This is a genomic window from bacterium, assembly GCA_030685015.1.
GTDB lineage: Bacteria > CAIWAD01 > CAIWAD01 > CAIWAD01 > CAIWAD01 > CAIWAD01.
The window spans coordinates 24157-46161 of record JAUXWS010000041.1; the positions used below are offsets into that span (position 1 = coordinate 24157).

Consider the following 22005-nt stretch of genomic DNA (forward strand, 5'->3'; position numbering starts at 1 on the left):
TCTCCTGTTCTGCGCCCTAATGCGCGGAGCGCAACACGACGTGATCCTGCCTGACCCGTTCGCGGAAAGCCGGAGTCAGGCCGAGCCAGTCCGCCACGTCCACCCGGATGGGCAGGTCGGAGCAGGCGAGAGCTTCCCGCAGCTCGCCCAGTGCCACCTCCGGGACCGGCTCGTCCCCGACCAGCACCAGATCCAAATCCGACCAGGGCCGGCTGCGACCCTGGACCCGACTCCCATAAGCCCACACTTCCCAGGTGGCGGCATGGATGGCGAGGATCCGGGCGAGGCTTTCCCGCCAAGCGGGATCCAGGTCCAACTCAACCATGGCGCAGCCTTTCCAACAGGAAGAGTGCTTCCGGGATCATGGCGCGGGCCGCCAACAGGGCCTTGTCCGCATGGACGGGGTTGTAGGTGTGGGCCGAGAGGTGGCGGGCCTCGGCGAAGACGAACCAGTCCGCTGGTTGCCGCAGCAGACCATGTTCGGCGGCAAGACGGAATAGTTCCCGGCGTGTCCATGTGGGAACAGCGGACTCTGGATTGACATTGAGGGCGATCCAGCGCTGCATGAGTTTCCAGGCGAGTTCGTAGACATACTCGAAGCGCTGGATCAGGCCGTCGCGCAGCAGCAAAGCCTCGTCCTCCGGGCCACCGTGCGCATCATAGACCCGGACGGCATCCTGCAAGGTGCCGAGGGCCAATTCCAGGGCGTCCGTGTCCAGCGCGCTCATGATGCCGGCGGCCCCGACCGCGTGATGTCCCAGCGCCCCAGTTTCTCCAGGCGGCCCGGCGTGTCGGCGGCCAGGCTGAAGGGACGGCCGCGCGTGTCGATGACGAGGCCCACCACGCCGCCCTGCACCGTGTGGCGGATCTCCTTGCCGGGGCCGGCGCCCAGATCGAAGCCCCGCTCCGGGTGGAAGAGCAGCTCCGCCTCCTCGCCCGGACCCAGCGGCAGCAGGCGCAGCTCGTCCTGGTTGACGACCAGGTCGAGGGGGCCGGAGGGCAGGGCGCCCTTGATGCGCAGGCCGGGCTTGCCCGGGCTTTTCACCTTGCCCAGGGGCGCCACGCAGGTGCCCAGGTAGATGAGGCAGTCCTTGTCGAAGACCTGGGTGGCGGCCCTCTCGTGGAAACTGGCCAGCACGCCCAACTGCGGCATCATGAAGATGCTGTCCACCGCCAGGCGCGTGAAGCCTTCCGGCAGGAAGCTGTCGATGAGCATCCAGGCGCTCTGGACGCGGGCCGGGGCGTGGGAGAGGACGCCGCCGGAGCCCACCAGGAGGTCCAGCTCCATCATCTTGACCAGGCTGCGGCTGCCCGCGTCCTGGTCGAAGGCGTCGCTGATGGTGCGCTCCTGCTGCACGCCCTTCAGCTCCACGGCGAACTCCTTGTGCTGGACGAAGGAGAGGCGCAGCGCCTCGCGGGCGATGGCCTGCTCGATGATGAGATCCTCCTTCGTCTGCGGAATGGTCGTGGGGCGGATCATCTTGTTGCCGATGCGGTTGCGCAGCTCGCCGGGATCCAGCGGGAAGGGCACCCAGCGCTGGATGTTCTCCAGCCCGGCCTCGGCCAGGACGTTGCTCACGCTGTAGCTCATGCCCAGGTTGGCGCTCACCGTGCGGTTGAAGACGCCGCCGAAGACGGAGAAAACGTCCGTGGTGGCACCGCCGATGTCGACCCCCACCACGTTGATGCCCTGGATGGCCGCCACTCGCTCGATGATCTTCCCCACCGCGCCGGGTGTGGGCATGATCGGCACCTGAACCGGCCCCTCGTCCCAGTAGCGGCAGAAGCTCATCAGCTTGTCGTAGCCGGGCGCCTGCTGCATGACGTGCTCCATGAAGAGGTCATGGATCTTGTCGCGCGCCGGGTTGAGGTTCTCCCGCTCCAGCACGGGGCGCAGGTTGTCCACCTCGGTCAGGGCGCTCACGGGGCTGAGGATCTCGTGGATCTCCGCCTTCAGCGCCTGGTTGCCGGCGTAGATGATGGGCAGATTGAAGCCCTGGCCCAGGCGCGGGCGGGGCTTGGCGGCGGCGATCAGCTCGGCCAGGTCCAGGGGCAGCTTGCTGCCGCCGTCCGTGCCGCCGGCCAGGAGGATCATGTCCGGACGCAGGCGGCGGATGCGGTCGATCTTCTCGTGGGGGAGGCGGCCGTCGTTGCTGGCGATGACGTCCATCACGATCGCTCCGGCGCCCAGGGCGGCGCGCTGGGCGGATTCGCCGGTCATGGCCGCCACCACGCCCGCCACCATCATCTGGAGGCCGCCCCCGGCGCTGGAGGTGGAGATGTAGGCGTCGACCCCCTCGTCACCCTCCTGCGGCACGATGATCTCCCAGCGCGGCGCGCCGTCCTCGCCCGCCACCTGCCGCACGAAACGCCGTTCCGGGGTGGCCTCGCGCACAGTGCCGTCGGACAGGGTGAGGCGCTGGCGGGACAACTCCTCCACCTCGGTGGCGGCGTTGATCACGCCCATCGTCACGTCCTCGAAGGGCGCCTCCACCGTGGTGGGCGCCTCGCCGCGGATGGTTTGACGGTAGGTGTCGCCGATCTTCTCGATGAGAATGCACTTGGTGGTGGTGCTGCCGCAGTCCGTGGCGAGGATGGAGCGGATTTCCTTCATGGGGACTCCTGAAAAGACCGGGGGCACGTCGGCGCCCGCCCCCGCTCGCGTGGCATGTCCGGCGGGATGACCCGCGCCGCCCGCGGCCCCGGCTCAGACCCGGACCTTGCCCTCCAGTCCGGCGCGCAGGACCAGCTTGCGGGCCTCGGCCCGCGCCGTCTTCATGACGTCCTCCGCGTCCAGGCGGCGGGCCTTGCGGTCGCGCACGAGGAACTCGCCCTCGATCATGGTGTGGACCAGATCACGCGAGGAGGCCGACCAGACAAGCTGCTGGGCGGGCGTCCCCGCCACCTGGATGGAGGGGTGGTTGAGGTCGAAGAAGACGAGGTCGGCCTTCTTGCCCACCTCGATGGAGCCGATCTCCTCATCCAGGCCGATGGACTTGGCGGCGTCGATGGTGGCCAGGTCGAGCAGCATCTCGGCGCTGAGCGTGGCGGCGCCGCGGCTCACTTTCTGCAGCAGCCCGGCCAGACGCATCTCCTGGAGGACGCTCAGGTTGTTGTTGCAGGCGGCGCCGTCGGCCCCCAGGCCGACGCGGATGCCCCGCGAGAGCAGGTCGGACAGGGGCATGACGCCGCTGCCCAGCTTCAGGTTGGCGCTGGGGCAGTGGACGAGGACGGCGCCCCGGCGGCCGGCCAGATGGAGTTTTTCCGCCTCCGTCAGGTGGACGGCGTGGACGCCCAGGAATTTGCCTTCCAGGTAGCCCAGGGCCTCGTAAAGCTGGACAGGGTTGCGCCCGAATACCTCCCGCGTCAGCTGCACCTCGTCCCGCGTCTCGGCGATGTGGGTGTGGATCCAGGCGCCGGACTCGCGGGCGAGGGTTCCCACGCCGCGCAGCAGATCGGCGCTGCAGCTGGGGGCGAAGCGCGGGCAGAGGGTGACGCCCAGGCGGCCCTTGCCGTTCCAGTCGGCCAGATGGCGGCGGGCTGTGTCCAGCGAGCGGGCGGTCTCTTCCTTTAGATCGGCGGGCACGCCGCGGCCGGAATCCATCATCGCCTTGCCGCTGAAGGCGCGCAGGCCGCTGGCTGACAGCTCCTGGAAGACCGTCTCCGTGTGCTGCGTGCTCTCCATCGTGAAGACGGTGGTCGTGCCGGAAAGCAGCAGTTCGAGGATGCCCAGGCGGGCCGAGGCGCCCATGGAGGCGGGGTTGTGGGCGGCTTCGAGCGGCCAGATGCGGTTGCGCAGCCAATCGAAGAGGGCCATGTCCTCCGCCATGTGGCGGAACAGGGTCTGACAAAGGTGAACATGTAGCTGGATGAAGCCCGGGAAGATGGTGAGGCCGCGCAGGTCCAGCACCTTCTCGTCCTTGCGGGGCTTGAGCCGCTCCCCCAGGCCGGTGATCCGCCCCTGCTCGATGCGCAGATCCCCGGTCAGCACCTCGCGCACCATGTTCATCGTGACGAAGGTGCCGCCCTGGAGCAGCAGGCTGCCGCCCCCCGGCGCCTGCAACTCCTTGACCTTGGGCGCAACCGCCGGCTTGGCGGCCGGCTTGGGCCGGCTGGCCGAAGTCATGACGGGCTTGGCGGTGATGGCCTTGGGCAGCGAAACCTTCATGGCCGCACCCTTGACCGGCCCCACCCGGGTTGCCGGCTTGCCTTGGACTTTGGCGCTGGTCTTGGACGTGGACTTGGCGGCTGGCTTGGCCATTTGCTTGTTGGACAAGGCCTTCTCCGCCGCCCCCTTGGGGATGGGCCGGGCCGGACCGGGAGTGGCCTTCAGCTTGCCGGCAGCCTTGGTGGTGGCCGCCTTCGTGGCTGGCAGAGCCTTGTCCTTGGCGGGCTTCGCCCCCTTCAGCGGCGCGACGGCGTTGGCCCCGGCGGCCTTCTTGACGCCATTGGCACTCCTGGCTGTCGACTTGGAGCCGGATTTGGCGGGAGCCGGCTTGGGCGCGGCTTTGCTTCTGCGGGTGGAATCAGCCACGGCGCGCCTCCTCAAGCTGTTGGATCGCCTTCAGAATGTATGGGATCGTTGCCCTTTTCTCCAGCATTTCCTGGAATTGGGCAAATTTGGGCTGCTCGCAAACGATTCTGATTACAGGCGAAAAAAATGCCAAGGCCTGACTCAGCACGAAGTTCATGGGGGTGACCCCCTCCAGCAGCAGTCCGGCCGGCACGGCCAAGCCGCGGGCCACCACTTCCCGCGCCAGCGCCTCGGCCAGGGCCCGCTCTTCGGCGGACAGGTCCTGGGCGCCGTCATCGACGGCGCTCATTCCTCCTCCCACCCGCGGGCGCCTTGCCAGTTCTGCCAATCTCTCAACAGGTCAAGCGCTTCGCCATTGGGAGCCGGCACCACGACCAGGCGCCCGCGCCGTGGCTGTGCGATCAGGCGGTCCTCCCGCAGCTGAAGGGTGCCCAGCGCGGACCAGTCGGTGTGACGGGCGCCCGTCAAAGGGTGCGACACCGTGAGTCCCTGTTCATCGATAAGAATGGTGCGGGCAAACAGAAAGTCACGAAGAGAGAAGAAGAAGGCGACGAGGAGCAGGACCGCCTGCCAGGACCAGGCCAGCCAGTAGAAGACAAGGGACGAGACAAGGATCAGAATGGCGATCAAGAGGATCGCCATCAGGGGCCGGCCCTTCAGCGGCCAATGGCTCCAGGTCAGGCTGCGCGGGCGTTCCACCATGCCCAAGTATAGGAAAGGGCGTCAAGGAATTGCCACATTGAATCTACACCACCAACAAATTGCACTGTATGAACGAGCTGACCATTTCCACCAGCCGCAGGGAAGAGTTCATTCGACTGGATGGGCTGCTGGCGCAGACCGCCGCCGAGCAGGGTTGGCGCGCCGGCCTCCTCTTCCTGCATGTGCCCCATACAACGGCCGCGTTGACCATCAATGAGAACGGGGATCCGGACCTGCCGCCGGACCTGATCATGCGCCTGGCCAAACTGGCCCGGGACCCTGATTACCGGCATGCCGAGGGCAATTCCGACGCCCACCTGAAGAGCAGCCTGCTGGGCTGCCAGTTGCACGTGCCGCTGGTCGGCGGCCGCCTGCGGCTCGGCCAGTGGCAGTCCGTATGGTTTTGCGAATTCGACAGACCCCGCCGGCGTCGCCTGTGGGTTGATCTGCTTGGCGGAGAACGCAGTGTATAATTCCAGCAATCCCCTCATCGTCCAGTCCGACCGCACCGTCTTCCTCGAGACGGCCAATCCCCAGTTCGAGGACGCCCGCGACGATCTGGGCCGTTTCGCCGAGCTGGACAAGTCGCCGGAGCATCTGCACACCTACCGGATCACGCCGCTGTCGTTGTGGAATGCCGCCTCCAGCGGCATGGGCGCGGTGGAGATCATCAACATCCTCAACCGCTACTCCAAGTACGAGGTCCCCACCAACGTGGTGGAGGACATCCGCGAGGTGGTGGGGCGCTACGGCCGGGTCCGCCTCATGCGGGAGGACGGCGATCAGCTGGTCCTGGAATCGGATGATGAGCTGCTCATGGTGGAGTTGTCGCGGCACAAGACCGTGGTCCCCTACCTGGGGCACCCGCTGGATACCCGCCGCATCCAGGTCCGACCGGAGAATCGTGGGCACCTGAAGCAGGCCCTCATCAAGATCGGCTTCCCGGTCGAGGATCTGGCGGGCTATACGGCGGGAGCGCCCTTGTCCCTCGACTGGCGGGCGACATCCTTGTCCGGCAAGGAAATCGCCCTTCGGCGCTACCAGCGGGACGCGGTGGCGGTCTTCTGGGCGGGCGGGGACCGGCGGGGCGGCAGCGGGGTCCTGGTCTTGCCTTGCGGCGCAGGCAAGACGGTGATCGGCATCGGGGTCATGGAAAAGGTCCGCATGCAGACCCTCGTGCTGACCACCAACGTGACCGCCCTGCGCCAATGGAAGCACGAGCTGCTGGACAAGACCGATCTGCGGGATGACCAGATCGGCGAGTACAGCGGCGAGCTGAAGGAGATCCGGCCCGTCACCCTGGCCACCTACCAGATCCTGACCTGGCGCAAGAACAAGCAGAGCCCCTTCGCCCACTTCCGCCTCTTCAATGATCAGGATTGGGGGCTCATCATCTATGACGAGGTGCATCTCCTGCCCGCCCCCGTCTTCCGCGCCGTGGCCGAGATCCAAAGCCGGCGCCGCCTGGGACTGACCGCCACCCTGGTGCGGGAGGACGGCAAGGAGGACGATGTCTTCTCCTTGATCGGGCCGAAGAAGATGGACGTGCCCTGGAAGGAGCTGGAGCGGCAGGGATGGATCGCCCAGGCCACTTGCATCGAATACCGCCTCCCCATGGACCAGGATCTGCGCCTGGAGTACGCCCTGGCCGAAACACGGCGCAAGTACACGGTGGCCTCCTGCAATCCGGCCAAGCTGGAGCTGATCGAGGAGTTGCTGGAGCGCCACCACGGCGACCGCGTGCTGATCATCGGCCAGTTCCTGGACCAGTTGCGCACCATCGCCGCCCTCATCCAGGCGCCCCTCATCACGGGCAGCGTGCGCAACACCCTGCGGGAGGAGCTTTACGAGAAGTTCCGCACCGGCGAGGTGAAGGTGCTGGTGGTCTCCAAGGTGGCCAATTTCGCCGTCGACCTGCCGGAGGCCAACGTCGCCATCCAGGTCTCGGGGACCTTCGGCAGCCGGCAGGAGGAGGCCCAGCGCCTGGGACGCGTCCTGCGACCCAAGAGCGGAGAAAACCACGCCTGGTTCTATACTCTGGTGACACGGGACACCATCGACCAGGAGTTCTCCATGAACCGGCAGCTCTTCTTGACGGAGCAGGGTTATCGTTACGAGATCCGCACTTACGCCTGACATGGGGACTGTCTTCCGCCGCGGCACGGCCGGCCTCGCCCTCGTCCTGGCCGGATGGCTGGCGGCGCACCCGCTCGGCGCGGCCGTCACCATCTCCGCCTCGCCGCACCTGGACCAGCAACGGCAGCCGGACGGGGGCGTGTTGCTGCGCCTGACCGCGTCAGCCGACCCCACCGTGACGGCCTGGCCGCTCGTCGTCGACCACGACCGGCCCCTGCTCCGCGCCGACCTGCCCAGCGGAGGACGGAGCGGCCTCTCCTTCATCGAGCTTGAAGCGACGGGGACGCGCCATCGCGGCGGCGCGCTGGCGCCCGCCACCCTCCTGGCCACCGGACTTCTCCTGCGCGACGAGGGCGAGCGCGAGGCGCGGCGCCCCCTGCGGGCCCTGGCACCGGTCGACCCCTGGGCGCCCCACCACTTCGCCCGGCTGGAGGTGCAGGAGCGCGGCGTGGTGCAAGTGACGGCGGAGTGGCTGGCCGCCCGGGTACCGGGGCCCTGGCCCGATCCCCGCACCTGGAGCCTGATCCACAATGGCCGCGTGGAACCCTTGCTGGCCGAGGGCTGCGAGGATGGAAGCTTCGATGAGGGCGACCGCCTGGTCTTCTGGGCGGAACCCACCCTGCCCACGGTGCCCGAGCTGGGCCCCGACACCCGCCGCGACCCTTGGAACGCCCGCGAGGTCTACTTCCTGGCCAGCGACGGATCGCCCGGCGTCCGCCTGGTGCAGGAGACGGGGGAGATCGTGGAGACCGACCCGGATGTCTACCACACGCCCCTCAGTTTCCCGGCGACGGTCTTGATGGAAGAGGACAACCACTTCAGCCGCTTGACCTACGTGCTGGATGAAGCACACCCCGACCACCAGTTCTGGACCACGGGCATCTACGGCGGCGTGTTGCGCAGCGTCAGCTTCCTGGCGCCCGGCCTTGACCGCTTCAACCTGCGGCCGGCGCGGATGAAGGTCTGCCTGCGCGGCCTCACCGCCCCGACGGAGGAGAACGATCCGGACGTTTTTCAGCGCATGCGCCTCTTTGTCAACAACCAGGGCGGCGCCGCCCTCGAGGTGGGGGCTGCCGGCGACTGGCGCAACCAGGACCTGCGCATTGTCGAGTTCGGAACGGAGGCCTTTCCCGACCACAGCGCCTTCCTGCCCGGCCTCAACACCCTCTTCCTGGCCGGCGTGGACGAGCCACCCGCCGGCGCGTACTCGGCCGCCATGCTCAACTGGGTGGAGCTGAGCTATCAACGCCTTTTTCGGGCCGAGGAGGACTGGCTGGAGTTCACGGCCGATCCTGCGCTGGACGGCCGCATCGTCAACTTCGAGATCACTGGCTTCGACGATCCCGACATCCTTGTGATCAAGCCGGGGCAGTCCCACTTGCGCAGCGTGATCGTGCGACCCCAGAGCGGGGGCTGGCGCCTCCGCTTCCAGGACGAGTTCCGCGCCGGCACACGCTATGTGGCGGTCGGCCGGCCGGCCCTGCGCGAACCGCTGGCTGCCGAGCCGGTGACCTGGCACAATCTGGGCGGTCACGGTGCGGGGGCGGGGATCCTGGTCGTCGTGGCGGACAGCCTGATGCGGGCCGGGGCCGCCGCCACGCTGGCGCCCGTGCTGGAACGGGCACGCGACCTGGGCGGCGAGGCCCTGGTGGTCAGCGACCGCTGGGTCTACGACGAGTTCAGCCATGGCCGCACCCTGCCCCACGGCATCCGCGACCTGGTCCTGAGGGCCTGGGCCGCCTGGGACACGCCGCCGCGCTGGCTGCTGCTGGTCGGTGACGGCATTCTGACTCCGCGTAGCGTCGTGCCGGGCCGGGAACCGGTGCTGCCCCTCATGTACGAGCAGGTCTACAAATGGGGCGCCGCCTCCAGCGACGACTGGTACGTGCGCGACAACCAGGGGACGACGCTGCCCGTGCTTGTCTCCCGCTGGCCGGTGGCCACGGCGGCGGAACTGCACAACCTGGCGGAGAAGGAGCTGGCCTACCGCGGATCCGCACCGGGACCCTGGCGCAACAGCCTGCTCTTCACCTCGGGCGCACGCGCCCAGGACGACGGCGTCTTCATGGCGCAAAGCGAGCAGCTGATCCGTTTCCGCATCCCGTCGCACTTCTTCGTCCGCCGCATCAACGCGGGCGAGCAGGGTGGCGCCTACATCGGATCCCGGCCCGAGCTGCTCCGCCTCATAAATCAGGGGCAGCTCCTGGTCAATTACTCCGGCCACGGCGGAGGCGCCGTGTGGGAGGACAACGGCCTCTTCCGCAGCGAGGACGTGCCGCTGCTGGACAACGCGGCGCGCCTGCCCTTCGTCACCAACGCCACCTGTTTCATCGCCAGCCTGGACTACCAGGGCGCGATGGGGCGCGCCCTGCTCAACAGCGGGCCGATGGGCGCCATCGGCGTGCTGGGCTCCACCGGCCTGGGCTTCCGCGACACAGGCATGGAGCTGGTGACGGAGTTCATCAGCCTCCAGTGCGCCAATCCCGATCTGACCGTGGCCGCAGTATTGCGCGAAGCCAAGCAGCGGCTCTGGCTGCGCCACGTGCTGGGGCGCGAGGGCTCGGTCGAGGCGCGGCAGGCGCGGGCCGTGATCGTCATGAACACCATCCTGGGCCTGCCCTGGCAACAACTGCACACACCTGGCGGCACGTCCCTGGGACTCGAGAATCCACTGGCCGTGGCCGGCGATACCTTGAGGTTGCACGGCCAGGCGGAGCTGCCTGGCGCCCAGGGCCGGATCGAGGTCTACTCCGCCACGGTGCGGCCGGCCCAGGTCGGTCCGGATTTCGTGGACGGCGTGGTTCGCCAGGATTTCACGGCGGACGCCACGGGCCGCTGGGAGGCTCGGGTCCCCGTGCCGGCCAGCCTGCCGGGCGGCGGCGCCGTGGCCTCGCTGCGGGCCTGGTTGGCGGGCGCCACCACCGGCGGCCAGGCCGGCGTCACCTGGTTCTATCGCGCCGACAGCCTGGAGCAGACGCTCATCTGGCGGGCCGGCCTGGTGCCGGACCCACCGCGCCCCGGGCAGCTGCTGGGCGTCGAGGTCCATGTAGCCGGCCCCGATCCGCCGGACAGCGTGGCCGCCCTGCTGCGGGCCTGGCCCCCCGGCCAGGACAGCTTGGATCTGCGCCTGCCCCTGACCCCCCGGCCCGGAGATCCCCAGCGCCTGGTCAGCGCGGCCAGCGCCGGCCCATGGCCGGACAGCACCCTTGTCCGCCTCCAATTCGCCCTCTATCACGGCGCGGAGCGGGACAGCACGACCTGGTCCTGGTACCTCCTGACATCGCCACGGCCGCGGCTGGAGTGGCAGACCACGGAGGGGACGGACGAGCGGGGGCGGCGGCTTCTCGCCCTGGCCAATGCGGGCGACGCCGACTCCGACACGCTACTGGTGCGCCTGCGCCGCCGGGATGGAACCCTCTCCGGCTGGTCGCTGCTGCCGCCGGTTCCGGCCCACGGGACAGGGCGGGCCGCCCTGGAGTTGCCGCCCGTGTCGCTGGGCGACACCCTGATCGTGGAGGCGGCCTGGGATCCGCATGTGGGCGGCATCCATCCCACCCCGCTGACCCTTGTGGCCGACCCCTTGCCCCTGGCCGGGCGGGATTGGCGCCGCGTGGCCCCCGGTCTGGATTTGCGCCTGCCCGCCGAGGCCGGCAACCGCGTGCTGTTGATCACGGCGCTGGACCTGCCCGATGCGCAGGCCCGGCAGGAGGCGCTGCGGCCGTCGGGTCCGGGCTGGCGTCTCCAATGGCTGGACGGCCTGGCCCCCGCCCCGGTCGAGGGACGCCTCGCCCTCGCCGCCCCGGACAGCCTGATGCGGGAGCGGTCCGGCCTGCTCGTTTACCACGAGGGATCCCGCCTCGTGCTGAGCGGCCCGGTGGGACAGGTTGAGATGGGCCGGGCGGACAGCCTGCTTGCCCTGTTCCGCCTGGACGAGGGGGACGGGCTGCTCATGGGCTGGCTGGACGACCAGACGCCACCCACCGTTCGCATGGAGGTGGAAGGGCAGGTTTTCGCCAGTGGCGGCTATCTGCCACCCGGCGGCGTCATCAGCTGGATGCTGGAGGACCCGGCCGGGGTGGACCCCCGTCCCGGCCGGCTTGCCCTGCAGGTGGGCAACCAGCCCGTGGCCCCCGCCGATCTGGCCCTGCAGGCCGATCACGCGACGGGACGGCTGGCCGTCCAGTTGCAGCTGGATCCTGGCTTGCCCCGCGAGGAGGTCATTCCCCTGCGCCTGTCCTGCACAGATGCCGCCGGCAACACGACCCAGTGGGTAGGGGAATGCCGGATCGGGGAGAGGCTGGCCCTGCGCTACGCGGGCACTTATCCCAACCCCTTCCAGCGGGAGACCCGCTTCGTCTTCAGCCTGACGGGCGTGGCGGAGGGCGCCACCATCGACATCTTCACCGTGGCGGGCCGGCGCATCCGGCGCCTGGAGATTCCCGGCCCGCTCATCAACTACGTGGAGGTCTTGTGGGATGGCCGCGATCGGGTGGGCGACGTGGTGGCCAACGGCGTCTACTACTACCGATTGCAGGCCCGCGGCGCCGAGGGCGCCATCGACCACAGCGGCAAGGTGGCGAGGTTGAAATGAGCGGAAGACGGCGGCACGACGCCCTGGCTGCGGCGATGCTCCTGGGCCTGGCGGCCGGGCCGGCCTGGGCCGGCCGGTACGCGGGGGAGTTCCTGGCCCTGGGTGGTGGGGCCCGCGGGCTGGCGATGGGCCAGGCCACCGTGGCCTGGAGCGATGATCCCTTCTCCTGCTTCTGGAATCCGGCCGGCCTGGCCCTGGTCAACCGGCGCAGCGTGTCGGGCATGGCCACCGCGCACTTCGGGGATCTGGGCGATCCCCTGGGCACCCTGGGCCACCTGGGCCTGACCTGGCCCATCGGCGGCGGCAATCTCGCCATCAACTACGTGCGCTTCCAGGTCTCGGACATCCCCCGCTTCCCCGAGTACGGGGACCAGGACTACACCTTCGAGGAGCGGCGGCGCCTGATCGACGAGGCCGGCGGCGCCCCGTTCGGCTGGTTTGCCAGCGTCGACCAGGCCGTCCTCCTCAGCTTCGCCAAGCGCAACGAGCCCGTGCTCGAGTTCGGCTGGCTCTATCACGAAATCCCACTCCAAGTCCCCTTTGGGCTGAATGTGAAGATGATCCACAGCGAGTTGGACGACCAGGCGGGGCGGGGCATCGGCTTGGACGCCGGCATCCAGGTCCGGGCCGCCGTGCAGGACCTGACCGGTCTCAAGCGGCTGGGCACCATCTCCCTGGGCGCGCGGGCGGACAACTTCACCAACACCGGGCTGAAATGGAGTGGGGGCGAGGACGCCATCCACTACTACCATGTGCTGGGCCTGGCCTGGACCTGCGCGGCGGGGCCGCTGGAGTGGACCCTCACCCGCGACCACGACCACCATTACGACACGCAGAGCCGCAGCGGGCTGGAACTGCGCTACCGGCAGCGCTTCGCCCTGCGGGTGGGTCATCAGGGGCGGGACGGATCCTTCACCTATGGCGCGGGTTTCCGTCTGGCAACCATCGACGTGGATTACGCCGGGCTGGACCACGACCTGGGCCGCCTCCACCGCATGAGTTTTGTCTATGCCTTCTAAGAAATGCGTCACCACCCGCCGGCGGTTTATGCTGGCCCTTCCGCCCTTGATCCTGCTGCTGGCCCAATCCTGCGGAGAGGACTCGGGCGACGAGGATCGCACGCCGCCGCCCGCACCAGGCATGCGCCTCAAGAACTGCTCCACCCAGGGGGCCGTCTGGCCGGAGACGGGCGTGGACGCCGAGGCCGCCGGCGGCCAGGGGATACGCCTGGAATGGGAGATGGCGGAGGAGCCGGACGATCTGGCCGGCTTCCTGGTCTTTCGCGCGCTGGACCCGCGCCAGGACTTCGAGCAGCTTGACCTGGACGCCGAGCGCTTCCTCGAGGGCCGGCCGGCCTATTTCCACCACGTGGACCAGGATCCCGTCCTGCGGCCCGTGGCCCACTGGGGTCCACGGGCCTGGTACTTCGTGAAGGCCCTGGACCGCGACGGCAACACCAGCGCGCCCTCGGACACCGTGACCTACCGCTTGTGGGCGGCCCCCCGCGTGTTCCAGGAACAAGTCCAGGCGGTGGACGACACGCTGCGCGCGGCGTGGCAGTACGAGTTCGTGCATTTGTTCAATCTTGGGTTCGGGGGCTTCCGGTTGCTGGCCGTGGACGCCGTGGGCACGCTGGCCTGGAGCGAGGACGTCCTGCTCGGCCTTGAGCCGCAGATGAGCGCTTTCTGGTCGAGGACGCGCATGGGTCTTGCCCCGGGCAGCTACCAGCTGCGCATCGACACCATCATCGGCCAGGTGGCCCAAATTGATTCCCTATTGGTCCCGGTGCGCTCCAATCCGGAGAATTGCCCCTTGGCCGGCTCGGAATCCGTTTGGATTTCCTTTACTTTTTGACGTTCGGTCTTCAGGTGGCGGGAGGCGTCTTGGGCAAGTTGATGCGGTTGGCCCGTGCTCTGATCCTGCTCAGCGCCTTGTTGCTGCCTGTCCATGGCGTCGCGCAGGACGTCGGCACCTCCCCCGTGCCGGACCCGGTGGCCGAGAGCGGCCGGGCGGCACAGTACTTTCTTGGCGACCGCAATGCCATCTACATCACAATCAATGTCTGGGGCAAGGTGAACAAGCCGGGGCAGTACAACATCCCCAGCGGCACCAATCTTCTGACCTTGTTGTCCGCCGCCGGAGGGCCTTCCTCCTACTCGCGGCTGGACAACGTGCGCATCGTGAGGCTGGCCAACCAGCGGGAGGAGATCCTGGAGATCGATGTGCGGCGCTATCTGAAGACGGGGGATTTCAGCCTGATCCCGGAACTCAAGCCGGGGGACACGGTCGTCGTCTCGGGCAGCAGCTACAACTGGATCTCGAACGCGGTGGACGTCATCGCCAAGGTGGGCATCCTGTTGAACGCCGTTGTCCTCATGCAGCGCTTGGACTGAAACGTGTCGATAAGAACCTGACGGACAGGTGAGGAGGCCGCATGAAGAAGAGCATCATCATGTTCCTGGGCGTGGCCCTGGCGGTCCAAAGCGGGACGGCGGCCACCCAGTTCCTGGGCGGTCGATCCCTCTTCCACACGTGGACGACAAGCAACCTGGAGCCAGGCCAACTGGCGGTGCAAATGCACACCAGGTTCTGGAGCAGCAGCACGGATCTGGGGGACATCTCCAACGTGACCCAGGCCGTGGCCCTGACCTTCGGCTTCAGCCCCCATGTGGAGATTGAGATCACGCCCATGCTCTACCAGGATCTGAACTTCAGCTCCCGTGGCTTCGTCACCTACAACGCCCCCGACGACGTCTACATGCGCCTCCGGGTCAGCGACTACCAGGTGAATGTTGGGGAGATCCCCATCAATTGGGGGCTGATGGGCAGCGTGCGCACGAACTCCTCCAAGTATTCCAACGTCTACCTTGAGCCATACAACACGGTCGCGAATGAGCTGTCCCTGGGTGCCGCCCTTAGTTGGCACGCCAACCAGCTCTATCCCGGCGAGGGTCGCAGTGCCCATCTGAACGTGGGCTGGCTCAACCACAACGACGGCGGCAACACGGCGCTCAACATCTTCTCGGATGTGACCAGCAGCCTGGAGTACGCGCTTGCTTTCCGCAGCCCGGGCATGCGCTGGGAGTGGTTCGCCGAGGTGCATGGCAGCACCTTCCTCGCGGAGCCCCCTCCCAGCGCCTTCACAAGGGCTGACGTGCTGTGGTTCCAGCCGGGAGTCACTTGGCGCATGTTCCGCGGTGTCTCACTCACGGGCGGTCTTGATCTCCGCCTGATGGAGAGTGGCCCCGAGTTGCACTATCTGACGGATGGGCCGCTTCCGGCCGGCATGCGCAAAGAGCAGGCGCGCCGCAGTCGGGACTTCCCGGACTACTACCCCGCATGGCGTTTCGCCCTCAAGCTCGCCTTCCTGCCGTCCACGCCCTTCCGCCACACGGAGACTTTCGGCAAGGTGACACTGGACAGCCAGCGGGACTGGGAGATGCGCGAGAAACTGGGCGTCACCGAGCGCGAGATGTTCGACTGGCTGGGCGCCGAGGACCAGAGCGCCGAGTTCCTGGATCTCGAGCTGGAGAAGATCCGCGCCGAACGGCGAAACGCGGAAAAGGAACTCGAGCGCTTGCGCGAGAAGCTCAAGGACAGCAAGAGCAAGTAACAGGATTCAAGGCCCCCGGCTTGTCCACGGGGCCTTTTTCCGGCCATGGAAGTTAGCCCGACAGAACTTTCAACGGAGCTTCGCGAGGCGGTGCGGGCCTGGTTCCGTGGCGTGGCCCGCGACCTGCCCTGGCGGCGGGAGCGGACGGCCTACCGGATCTGGATCAGCGAGATCATGCTGCAACAGACCCAGGTGGAGACGGTGCGGCCTTATTTCGAACGCTTCCTGGCCTCCTTCCCGGATCCGGTTGCCCTGGCCGCGGCCCCGGAGGACGAGGTGATGGCCCATTGGGCGGGCCTGGGCTACTACTCGCGGGCCCGCAACGTGATTGCCTGCGCCCGGGAGTTGACCCGCAATTATGGCGGACAACTGCCGGACGATGCGGTCCTGCTGCGTCGTCTGCCAGGATTTGGGCCATACACCGCGGCCGCGGTGGGAAGCCTGGCCTTCGGCTTGCCGCTGGCGGCGGTGGACGGCAACGTGGCGCGCGTGCTCAGCCGTCTGTTGGAGCTTGAAGAGGATCCGGCCCGCCCCGCCGTGAAGGCGCGCCTCCAGCAGACCGCCGACCTTCTGCTGGACCGACGGGCGCCCGGCGAGTGGAACGAGGCCCTCATGGAGCTGGGGGCGACGCTTTGCCTGCCGCGTCGTCCCCGTTGCGGCCAATGCCCGCTGGCCTTGCGTTGCCGTTCCCGGGCCGCAGGGCGGCAGGAGGAACTGCCCCGGTCCAGGCGTCGGGGACCCCTGGCGCAGCGCGCCGTGCTGGTCTGGGCCGTGCGTGACGAGGCCGGCCGGTGGCTGGCCCGCCGCCGGGGGGACCGCGGCATGCTGCGCGGCATGTGGGAGCTGCCCAACGAGGAGAGCCCGCTGTCGGCGCAAGCCTCGGATCAAGAGGTCACCGTGGCCTGGGGACGTCTAGACGCCTCGGTGGAGAGCCTGCTGGCGAATGGTCGGGGCCGCCCCCTCCCGGACGGTCGGGAGCTGCGCTTCCGACACAGCTACAGCCACTTCCAGGCAAGAGTCCTGGCCCGCCTGATGCACATGGCGGATGAACCCGGACCCGCCGGCTGCCAAGCCGGGGCGGGGGACGATCTACGCTGGCTGAAAACGGAGGAGGCTGAGGCCCTTGCCTTTTCGGCCAGGGATCGTCGCATCCTGGAGGAGTTGGCACGATGAAATGGAATCTGTCGACCTGTGGGCTGGCACTGGCGACCTGCCTGCTCTTCGCCGCCTGTGAAGACGACCCGGCGCCACGGCGGGTGGAGTTCCAGGTGGATGGCAGCGTGGACCGCGCCGCGCTGGTTTGGCGGGATGGCCGGGGCCTGCATCAGGAGCTGCAGGCGGAGCTGCCCTGGATCCATGCATTCAACGCCGCCGAAGGGACGCGCGTCTCCGTGACAGTTAGTTCGGGCAACACGGCGGCCCGCCTCTGGATTCGCGTGCTGGAGGACGGGGCGGAGGTGCGCGTCGTGCCGGGTTGCCTCTGCAACGGAAGCAGTGTCGGCGTCCAGGCGGACGGCGTGGTGGGGGATTGGGGACGCTGACCGCCTGTCGGCCCCGTCATCTCGCGGTCCTCTTCGCCCGCGGGTGCCGCGCCGGGAAGGAGCGGCCGTTGTGCTGCCTATATTGACGCCATGAGACGCTTCATCCATACCCCCACCGCCAGGTCCGCATCCCTGCTCTTGCTCGTCTTGTGGGCCGGCCACCTTGCGGCCCAGACCATGTCCACCTATCGCCAACCGCCCGACCCCATCCCCGCCATTCTGGACGCGCCTCCTCCTCCGGTGCTCTCGCTTTCCGGCGACCAGGCCCGGGCGGTGGAGATGACAAGGCGCGGCCTTCCTTCCGTGGCCGAGCTGGCCGCCCCGGCCGTGGAGACGGCCGGGCTGCGCATCAATCCGGCCACCGGCGCGCGCATGGACCAGGTTTTCGTGAACCGCATGGCGCTCATCGAACTGGCCAGCCTGGAATGGCGGGATCTGGAGTTGCCGGAGGATCTGCGCGCCTTCGGCTTGCGCTGGTCGCCGGACAGCCGTCGCCTGGCCTGGTGTCGAGCCACGGACGAGGGCACGGAGCTATGGGTGACGGACACGGCCGACGGCCGCAGCCGCCTCCTGGGAGACCTGCGGGTGAATGCGGCCATGGCCCAGCCCGTCGTCTGGCGGCCCGACGGGGCTGGTCTTGTCTGTCTGCGCATCCCGCCCGGACGAGGGGCGCCGCCCGCGCCGATGCCGCCCGAAGGTCCCGAGATCCTGGCGAACGAGGGTCGGGCCGCACCATCCCGCACCTTCCCCTATCTGATCCGCAGCGCCCACGACGAGCGCCTCTTCGAGTACCACGCCGCAGCCGAACTGGTGGAGGTTGATCTGGCGGGTCGCGTTCAGCTATTGATGGACGCCGCCATCATGACGGACTTCGACCTGTCGCCGGACGGCCGCTTCCTCCTGGTCGAGCGCCTGCACGGCCCCTGGTCGCGCAGCCAGCCTTGGTGGGACTTTCCCCAGGAGACGCTGATCCTGGACCACGGCGGACATCCCCTTCATGTCGTGGCGCGCCTGCCCTTGGCCGACGAGGTTCCCATCCGCTTCGGCTCCGTCCGCCCCGGACCCCGCGGCGTGCATTGGCGCGCCGACGAGCCGGCCACGCTCTGCTGGGTAGAGGCGCTGGACGGCGGCGACGCGCGGCGCGATGCCGCGGTGCGAGACGCGCTCTATCTGCTGGAGGCGCCCTTCGAGGGCGCTCCCCGGGAGCTGTGCCGCCTCAAGGACCGCTTCGCCGGCCTGGCCTGGGGGCGTGCCGACATGGCCCTGATGTGGGAATCCTGGTACCAGGACCGGCGGGAGCGGGTCTGGCGGCTGGATCCCCGTTCCGGCCGCCGCACACTTCTGCTGGAGCGCAACAGCGAGGACGCCTGGACGGAGCCGGGCCGGCCGCAAATGGTGCGCAGCAGCCAGGGGCGAAGCGTGCTGCGCTTTTCACCGGATGGTCGCCACATCTATTGGAGCGGACGGGGAGTCGGCCCCGAGGGGGTGCGACCATACCTGGATCGCATGACCTTGCGCGATGGTGCGCGGGAGCGGATCTGGCAATGCCGCGATCCATGGTACGAGTCCCTTCAAGCCATGCTCGACGACAAGGGGGACCGCCTGCTGGTCAGCCGCGAGTCGCGGGACACACCGGAAAACACCTGGCTGCTGGAGCGGCCCGCCCGGGGCGCGAAGCGACCACGCGAATCGGGCGATTACCAGGCGCGGCAACTGACCCGCCACGAGGATCCGGCGCCCGTCCTGGCCGGCCTGCAGAAGGAGATCCTGCGCTACCAGCGGAGCGACGGGGTGGACCTGTCGGCCACGCTTTACCTGCCGCCGGGCTACCGTCGCGGGGTGGACCCACCGCTGCCCGCGTTGTTCTGGGTCTATCCGCGGGAGTTCAAGTCGCGGGAGGCGGCCGGGCGGGTCACATCGTCGGAGTTCACCTTCAGCCGGCCCGCCGGCATCTCGGTGCTCTTCCTGTTGACGCAGGGATATGCCGTGGTGGCGGATCCCACCCTGCCCATCCTGGGGGAAGAGGGGGCCAAGGCCAACGACACCTATCTGGAACAACTGGCGGCCGGCGCCCGCGCCGCCGTGGAGCATGTGGCCAGCCTGGGCGTGATCGACACCTCGCGCCTGGCCATCGGCGGCCACAGTTATGGCGCATTCACGGCGGCCAATCTGCTGGCGCACACCGGGTTGTTCCGCACGGCCCTCTGCCGCAGTGGAGCCTACAACCGCACCTTGACGCCCTTCGGCTTCCAGGGCGAGGATCGCAATCTGTGGGAGGCGCCCGAGACCTACCTGGCCATGTCCCCCTTTCTCGCCGCGGATCGCATCACGAGGCCCATTCTGCTGGTGCACGGCATGGAGGATCCCAATTCGGGGACCTATCCCATGCAGAGCGACCGCTTCTACGATGCGCTGAAGGGACTGGGGGCCACCGTGCGGCTGGTCCGCCTGCCGGCCGAGGGGCATGACTACCGCGCCAGGGAGACGGTGGGGCACGTGCATTGGGAAACGATCGCCTGGTGCGACCGTTATCTCAAGGGCGTGATTGACGCGGGCGACGGCGACGCCTCCGCGGCCCGCCCAGGGGATTGATGGTCCGCGCCGCGGACCGGCTCAGGCTCAGGTGAAGCCGCCCCCGCCGCCACAGGAGGAGGTGACGACCCCGCCCCGCAGGGGTGAACCGTGGACGGCGCTGGCGAAGGAGGCGCCGCTGCGGACGACGCGATCGTGGCCGCACTGCTCACAGCGGAGCGCATCGTCCCGCTGCGAGACGGGGCGGAGAAGTTCCAGTTCGCGCCCGCAATCCGGGCAGTGGTAGACATAGAGAGGCATTGCGGTCTCCTGCCAATTGGCTGCTGCACGGCCTAAGAATAATAAACACCATGAAATATTTCCAAGCGAAAGGGACTTAGATGGAGTGGATCCTGCACGTGGCCGGCTTGATGCTGTGGCTGGGCGGGCTGATGGCCGCCGGCCTGCTGCGAGGGCCCGAGCAACCCGGCCAGTCCTCCACCCAGCGACGACTGTTGGTGGCCCTGGCCTGGCCCGGATTCGCCCTGGTCCTGTTGACGGGCCTGGGGCTCCTCTTCCGTTCGGGTGGCGCCATGGCATCCGACGGCTGGTTTCATGTCAAGATGACCCTTGTGCTCATCCTCCTGGCCCTGCAGATCCTGATGGCCGGCGGTCGACTGCGAGGCGCTTGGGTGACACCCGTGGTGGGGGCCGTGGCCCTGGGGGCGATCTTCCTGGCTCGAACCAAGCCCTTCTAGGAGTTTTTCGGGCTTGGACCCTCGAGGGGATCCGCTCCCATGGGCGTCGACGCCAGGGGTCTGATCCAATGCCGCCCGCCGTCCACCGTCAGAATCTCGCCCGTGACGAAACGGGCTCCCAGCAGGTAGTCCAGGGCGCGGATCAATTCCGACGGCGAACCAACCCCGGCCGTCAGGCGCAAGGCCTCGACCCGCCGGTATGCCTCCGGGGCATTCTCGGGCGGAAGGATGAAGCCCGGCGCGATCCCGTTCACCCGCACATCAGGAGCCAGCTCCCTGGCCAAGGCCACCGTCGCATGGCCCAGCGCCTGCTTGCTGAGCGCGTATGGCAGATAGCCCGGCCAGTGCAGCTCCGCTCCGGCGTCCAGCATGGTGACCACCAATCCCCCCGCCTTGGCCAGGGCGGGGGCCAGATCCCTTGTCAACAGAAGCGGAGTCTTGACGTGCAGGGCGAAGAGGCCGTCAAACAGCGCGTCGTCCAAGTCGGCCAATCGGGCGTGGGGGAAGATAGACGCGTTGTGGATGAGCAAGTCCAGGGGGCGGTCGGCCAGAAGGGTCCACGCCTGTCGCGTCAGTGACTGGCGTCCGGTGCTTGTGCCCAGGTCGGCCTGCAGCAAGGTGACGCGGGCCGGCGCCAGGTCCCGGGCCAGAGCCTCGGCATCCTCCCGCGAGCGGCTCCAGTGCAGCAGCACGTCCCATCCGGCGGTGGCCAGATGGCGCGAGTAGGCGGCGCCCACACGGCGGGCGCCGCCGGTGATGAGGGCGATGGGCGCGTTGTCCATGCGGGATCCTTTCCGTCGATTGGACATGAGGCGGCCAAGTGGTCTGGGCGGCGACGACGGCGACAAGCTAGTGAGACGCAGGGGCGCACGGGCCGATGGAGGCCAAGAGGAATGGTGGCGATCCGGATGGAAGGAGGGCATATTGAGCAAGCGACCCGCCCAGGGTTGGCCCTTCGTTCTCACGCAGACCCTTGGACTGGAGACAACCCTGGGACAGAGAGACATCCCGTACCGGGATGTCCACCCCTCAGGGGTGGTTGCTTGGTGCCAGGGTCGGCCGCAGGCCCACCCTGGCGCACATGCAAGGAGACGAGATGCCTCAATCGCTTGCCGCCACCTATCTGCACTTGCTCTTTTCCACCAAGTGTTGCCAGCCCTTTCTCCAGGACGTGGAAACCCGCCAGGCCACCCATCGTTTCCTGCGCGGCATGTCCCGGCGGCTGGGATGCCCCGTTCTTGCCGTGGGCGGCGCGGCTGACCACGTCCATCTGCTGTCCCGCTTCAGCCGCGTCATCAGCCAGGCGGATTGGGTCAAGGAGTTGAAGCGCTGCTCCCATCTTTGGCTGGTGGACCGCCAATTGGTGCAGCGCGGATTCGCTTGGCAGAACGGCTACCTCAGCTTCTCCGTCAGCCACTCCCGGCTTGAGGATGTCCGCGCCTTCCTTCGCGGACAGGAGGCCCGCCACCGCAATCAGGGCTTCCAGGAGGAGGCACGCCGCTTGTTGATCCTGCACGACATGCGCTGGGACGAGCGCTTCCTCTGGGATTGATCAGAACGCCCCCCTCCGCTCCCCTCCCGCCGGCCCCTTTCCTACCTTGATCGCGCCGACCATCAAG

Annotated in this window: 20 protein-coding genes; 12 read left to right on the plus strand and 8 right to left on the minus strand. The window is 68.3% G+C overall.

The annotated features are described in order from the left end of the window. Nucleotides 1-16: 16 nt before the first annotated feature. The 6 genes from Q8O14_04800 to Q8O14_04825 form a co-directional block, all read right to left on the minus strand. The gene (locus Q8O14_04800) at nt 17-325 is read right to left on the minus strand and encodes a nucleotidyltransferase domain-containing protein (GenBank protein ID MDP2360057.1); all 309 of its coding nucleotides are present in this window, start codon (nt 323-325) and stop codon (nt 17-19) included. After that, complete coding sequence (locus Q8O14_04805; GenBank protein ID MDP2360058.1) at nt 318-728, minus strand: HI0074 family nucleotidyltransferase substrate-binding subunit; 411 nt, start codon at nt 726-728, stop codon at nt 318-320. Before Q8O14_04805 ends, Q8O14_04800 begins: the two co-directional genes overlap by 8 nt. Beyond that, complete coding sequence (locus Q8O14_04810; GenBank protein ID MDP2360059.1) at nt 725-2614, minus strand: glutamate mutase L; 1890 nt, start codon at nt 2612-2614, stop codon at nt 725-727. Before Q8O14_04810 ends, Q8O14_04805 begins: the two co-directional genes overlap by 4 nt. A 93-nt stretch (nt 2615-2707) precedes the next feature. Then, nucleotides 2708-4534, minus strand: a complete 1827-nt coding sequence (locus Q8O14_04815) for an amidohydrolase family protein (GenBank protein MDP2360060.1) — start codon at nt 4532-4534, stop codon at nt 2708-2710. Further along, nucleotides 4527-4823, minus strand: coding sequence for a hypothetical protein (locus tag Q8O14_04820; protein MDP2360061.1), 297 nt, complete (start codon nt 4821-4823; stop codon nt 4527-4529). Before Q8O14_04820 ends, Q8O14_04815 begins: the two co-directional genes overlap by 8 nt. Next, complete coding sequence (locus Q8O14_04825) at nt 4820-5176, minus strand: hypothetical protein (protein ID MDP2360062.1); 357 nt, start codon at nt 5174-5176, stop codon at nt 4820-4822. Before Q8O14_04825 ends, Q8O14_04820 begins: the two co-directional genes overlap by 4 nt. A 128-nt stretch (nt 5177-5304) precedes the next feature. On the opposite strand from Q8O14_04825, the gene Q8O14_04830 reads away from it, so the two are divergent. The 10 genes from Q8O14_04830 (at nt 5305) to Q8O14_04875 (ending at nt 19709) form a co-directional block, all read left to right on the plus strand. Beyond that, nucleotides 5305-5709, plus strand: a complete 405-nt coding sequence (locus Q8O14_04830) for a secondary thiamine-phosphate synthase enzyme YjbQ (protein ID MDP2360063.1) — start codon at nt 5305-5307, stop codon at nt 5707-5709. Then, a complete protein-coding gene (locus Q8O14_04835) occupies nt 5702-7372 on the plus strand; it encodes a helicase-associated domain-containing protein (protein ID MDP2360064.1) in 1671 nt (556 codons plus the stop codon). The genes Q8O14_04830 and Q8O14_04835 overlap by 8 nt, the downstream gene beginning before the upstream one ends. Nucleotide 7373: 1 nt before the next feature. Beyond that, nucleotides 7374-11963, plus strand: a complete 4590-nt coding sequence (locus Q8O14_04840) for a C25 family cysteine peptidase (GenBank protein MDP2360065.1) — start codon at nt 7374-7376, stop codon at nt 11961-11963. Next, the gene (locus tag Q8O14_04845; protein ID MDP2360066.1) at nt 11960-12982 is read left to right on the plus strand and encodes a hypothetical protein; all 1023 of its coding nucleotides are present in this window, start codon (nt 11960-11962) and stop codon (nt 12980-12982) included. Before Q8O14_04840 ends, Q8O14_04845 begins: the two co-directional genes overlap by 4 nt. Before the next feature lie 28 nt (nt 12983-13010). Beyond that, a complete protein-coding gene (locus tag Q8O14_04850; protein ID MDP2360067.1) occupies nt 13011-13817 on the plus strand; it encodes a hypothetical protein in 807 nt (268 codons plus the stop codon). Nucleotides 13818-13846: 29 nt separating this feature from the next. Then, on the plus strand, nt 13847-14356 hold the full coding sequence (locus Q8O14_04855) for an SLBB domain-containing protein (protein MDP2360068.1): 510 nt from the start codon (nt 13847-13849) through the stop codon (nt 14354-14356). 41 nt (nt 14357-14397) lie between these two features. Next, nucleotides 14398-15576: a hypothetical protein gene (locus Q8O14_04860; protein ID MDP2360069.1), complete on the plus strand. Its 1179-nt coding sequence runs from the start codon at nt 14398-14400 to the stop codon at nt 15574-15576. Nucleotides 15577-15621: 45 nt separating this feature from the next. Next, nucleotides 15622-16749, plus strand: coding sequence for an A/G-specific adenine glycosylase (gene mutY / locus Q8O14_04865; protein MDP2360070.1), 1128 nt, complete (start codon nt 15622-15624; stop codon nt 16747-16749). Then, entirely contained in the window at nt 16746-17117 is a 372-nt protein-coding gene (locus tag Q8O14_04870; protein ID MDP2360071.1) for a hypothetical protein, read from the plus strand. The genes mutY and Q8O14_04870 overlap by 4 nt, the downstream gene beginning before the upstream one ends. Nucleotides 17118-17207: 90 nt before the next feature. After that, complete coding sequence (locus tag Q8O14_04875; protein MDP2360072.1) at nt 17208-19709, plus strand: prolyl oligopeptidase family serine peptidase; 2502 nt, start codon at nt 17208-17210, stop codon at nt 19707-19709. Between the two features lie 27 nt (nt 19710-19736). Here the strand turns inward: Q8O14_04875 and Q8O14_04880 are convergent, their stop codons facing one another. Further along, nucleotides 19737-19949, minus strand: coding sequence for a zinc ribbon domain-containing protein (locus Q8O14_04880; GenBank protein MDP2360073.1), 213 nt, complete (start codon nt 19947-19949; stop codon nt 19737-19739). 80 nt (nt 19950-20029) lie between these two features. Here Q8O14_04880 and Q8O14_04885 point away from each other — a divergent pair, with 80 nt between their 5' ends. Beyond that, nucleotides 20030-20386 carry a hypothetical protein gene (locus tag Q8O14_04885; protein ID MDP2360074.1) on the plus strand — a complete coding sequence of 119 codons (357 nt, stop codon included), beginning with the start codon at nt 20030-20032 and terminating at the stop codon, nt 20384-20386. On the opposite strand, the gene Q8O14_04890 is transcribed toward Q8O14_04885, so the two are convergent. After that, nucleotides 20383-21168, minus strand: a complete 786-nt coding sequence (locus Q8O14_04890) for an SDR family oxidoreductase (GenBank protein MDP2360075.1) — start codon at nt 21166-21168, stop codon at nt 20383-20385. The genes Q8O14_04885 and Q8O14_04890 overlap by 4 nt on opposite strands. 314 nt (nt 21169-21482) lie before the next feature. Here Q8O14_04890 and Q8O14_04895 point away from each other — a divergent pair, with 314 nt between their 5' ends. Beyond that, on the plus strand, nt 21483-21938 hold the full coding sequence (locus Q8O14_04895; protein MDP2360076.1) for a transposase: 456 nt from the start codon (nt 21483-21485) through the stop codon (nt 21936-21938). The last annotated feature ends 67 nt before the right edge of the window (nt 21939-22005 follow it).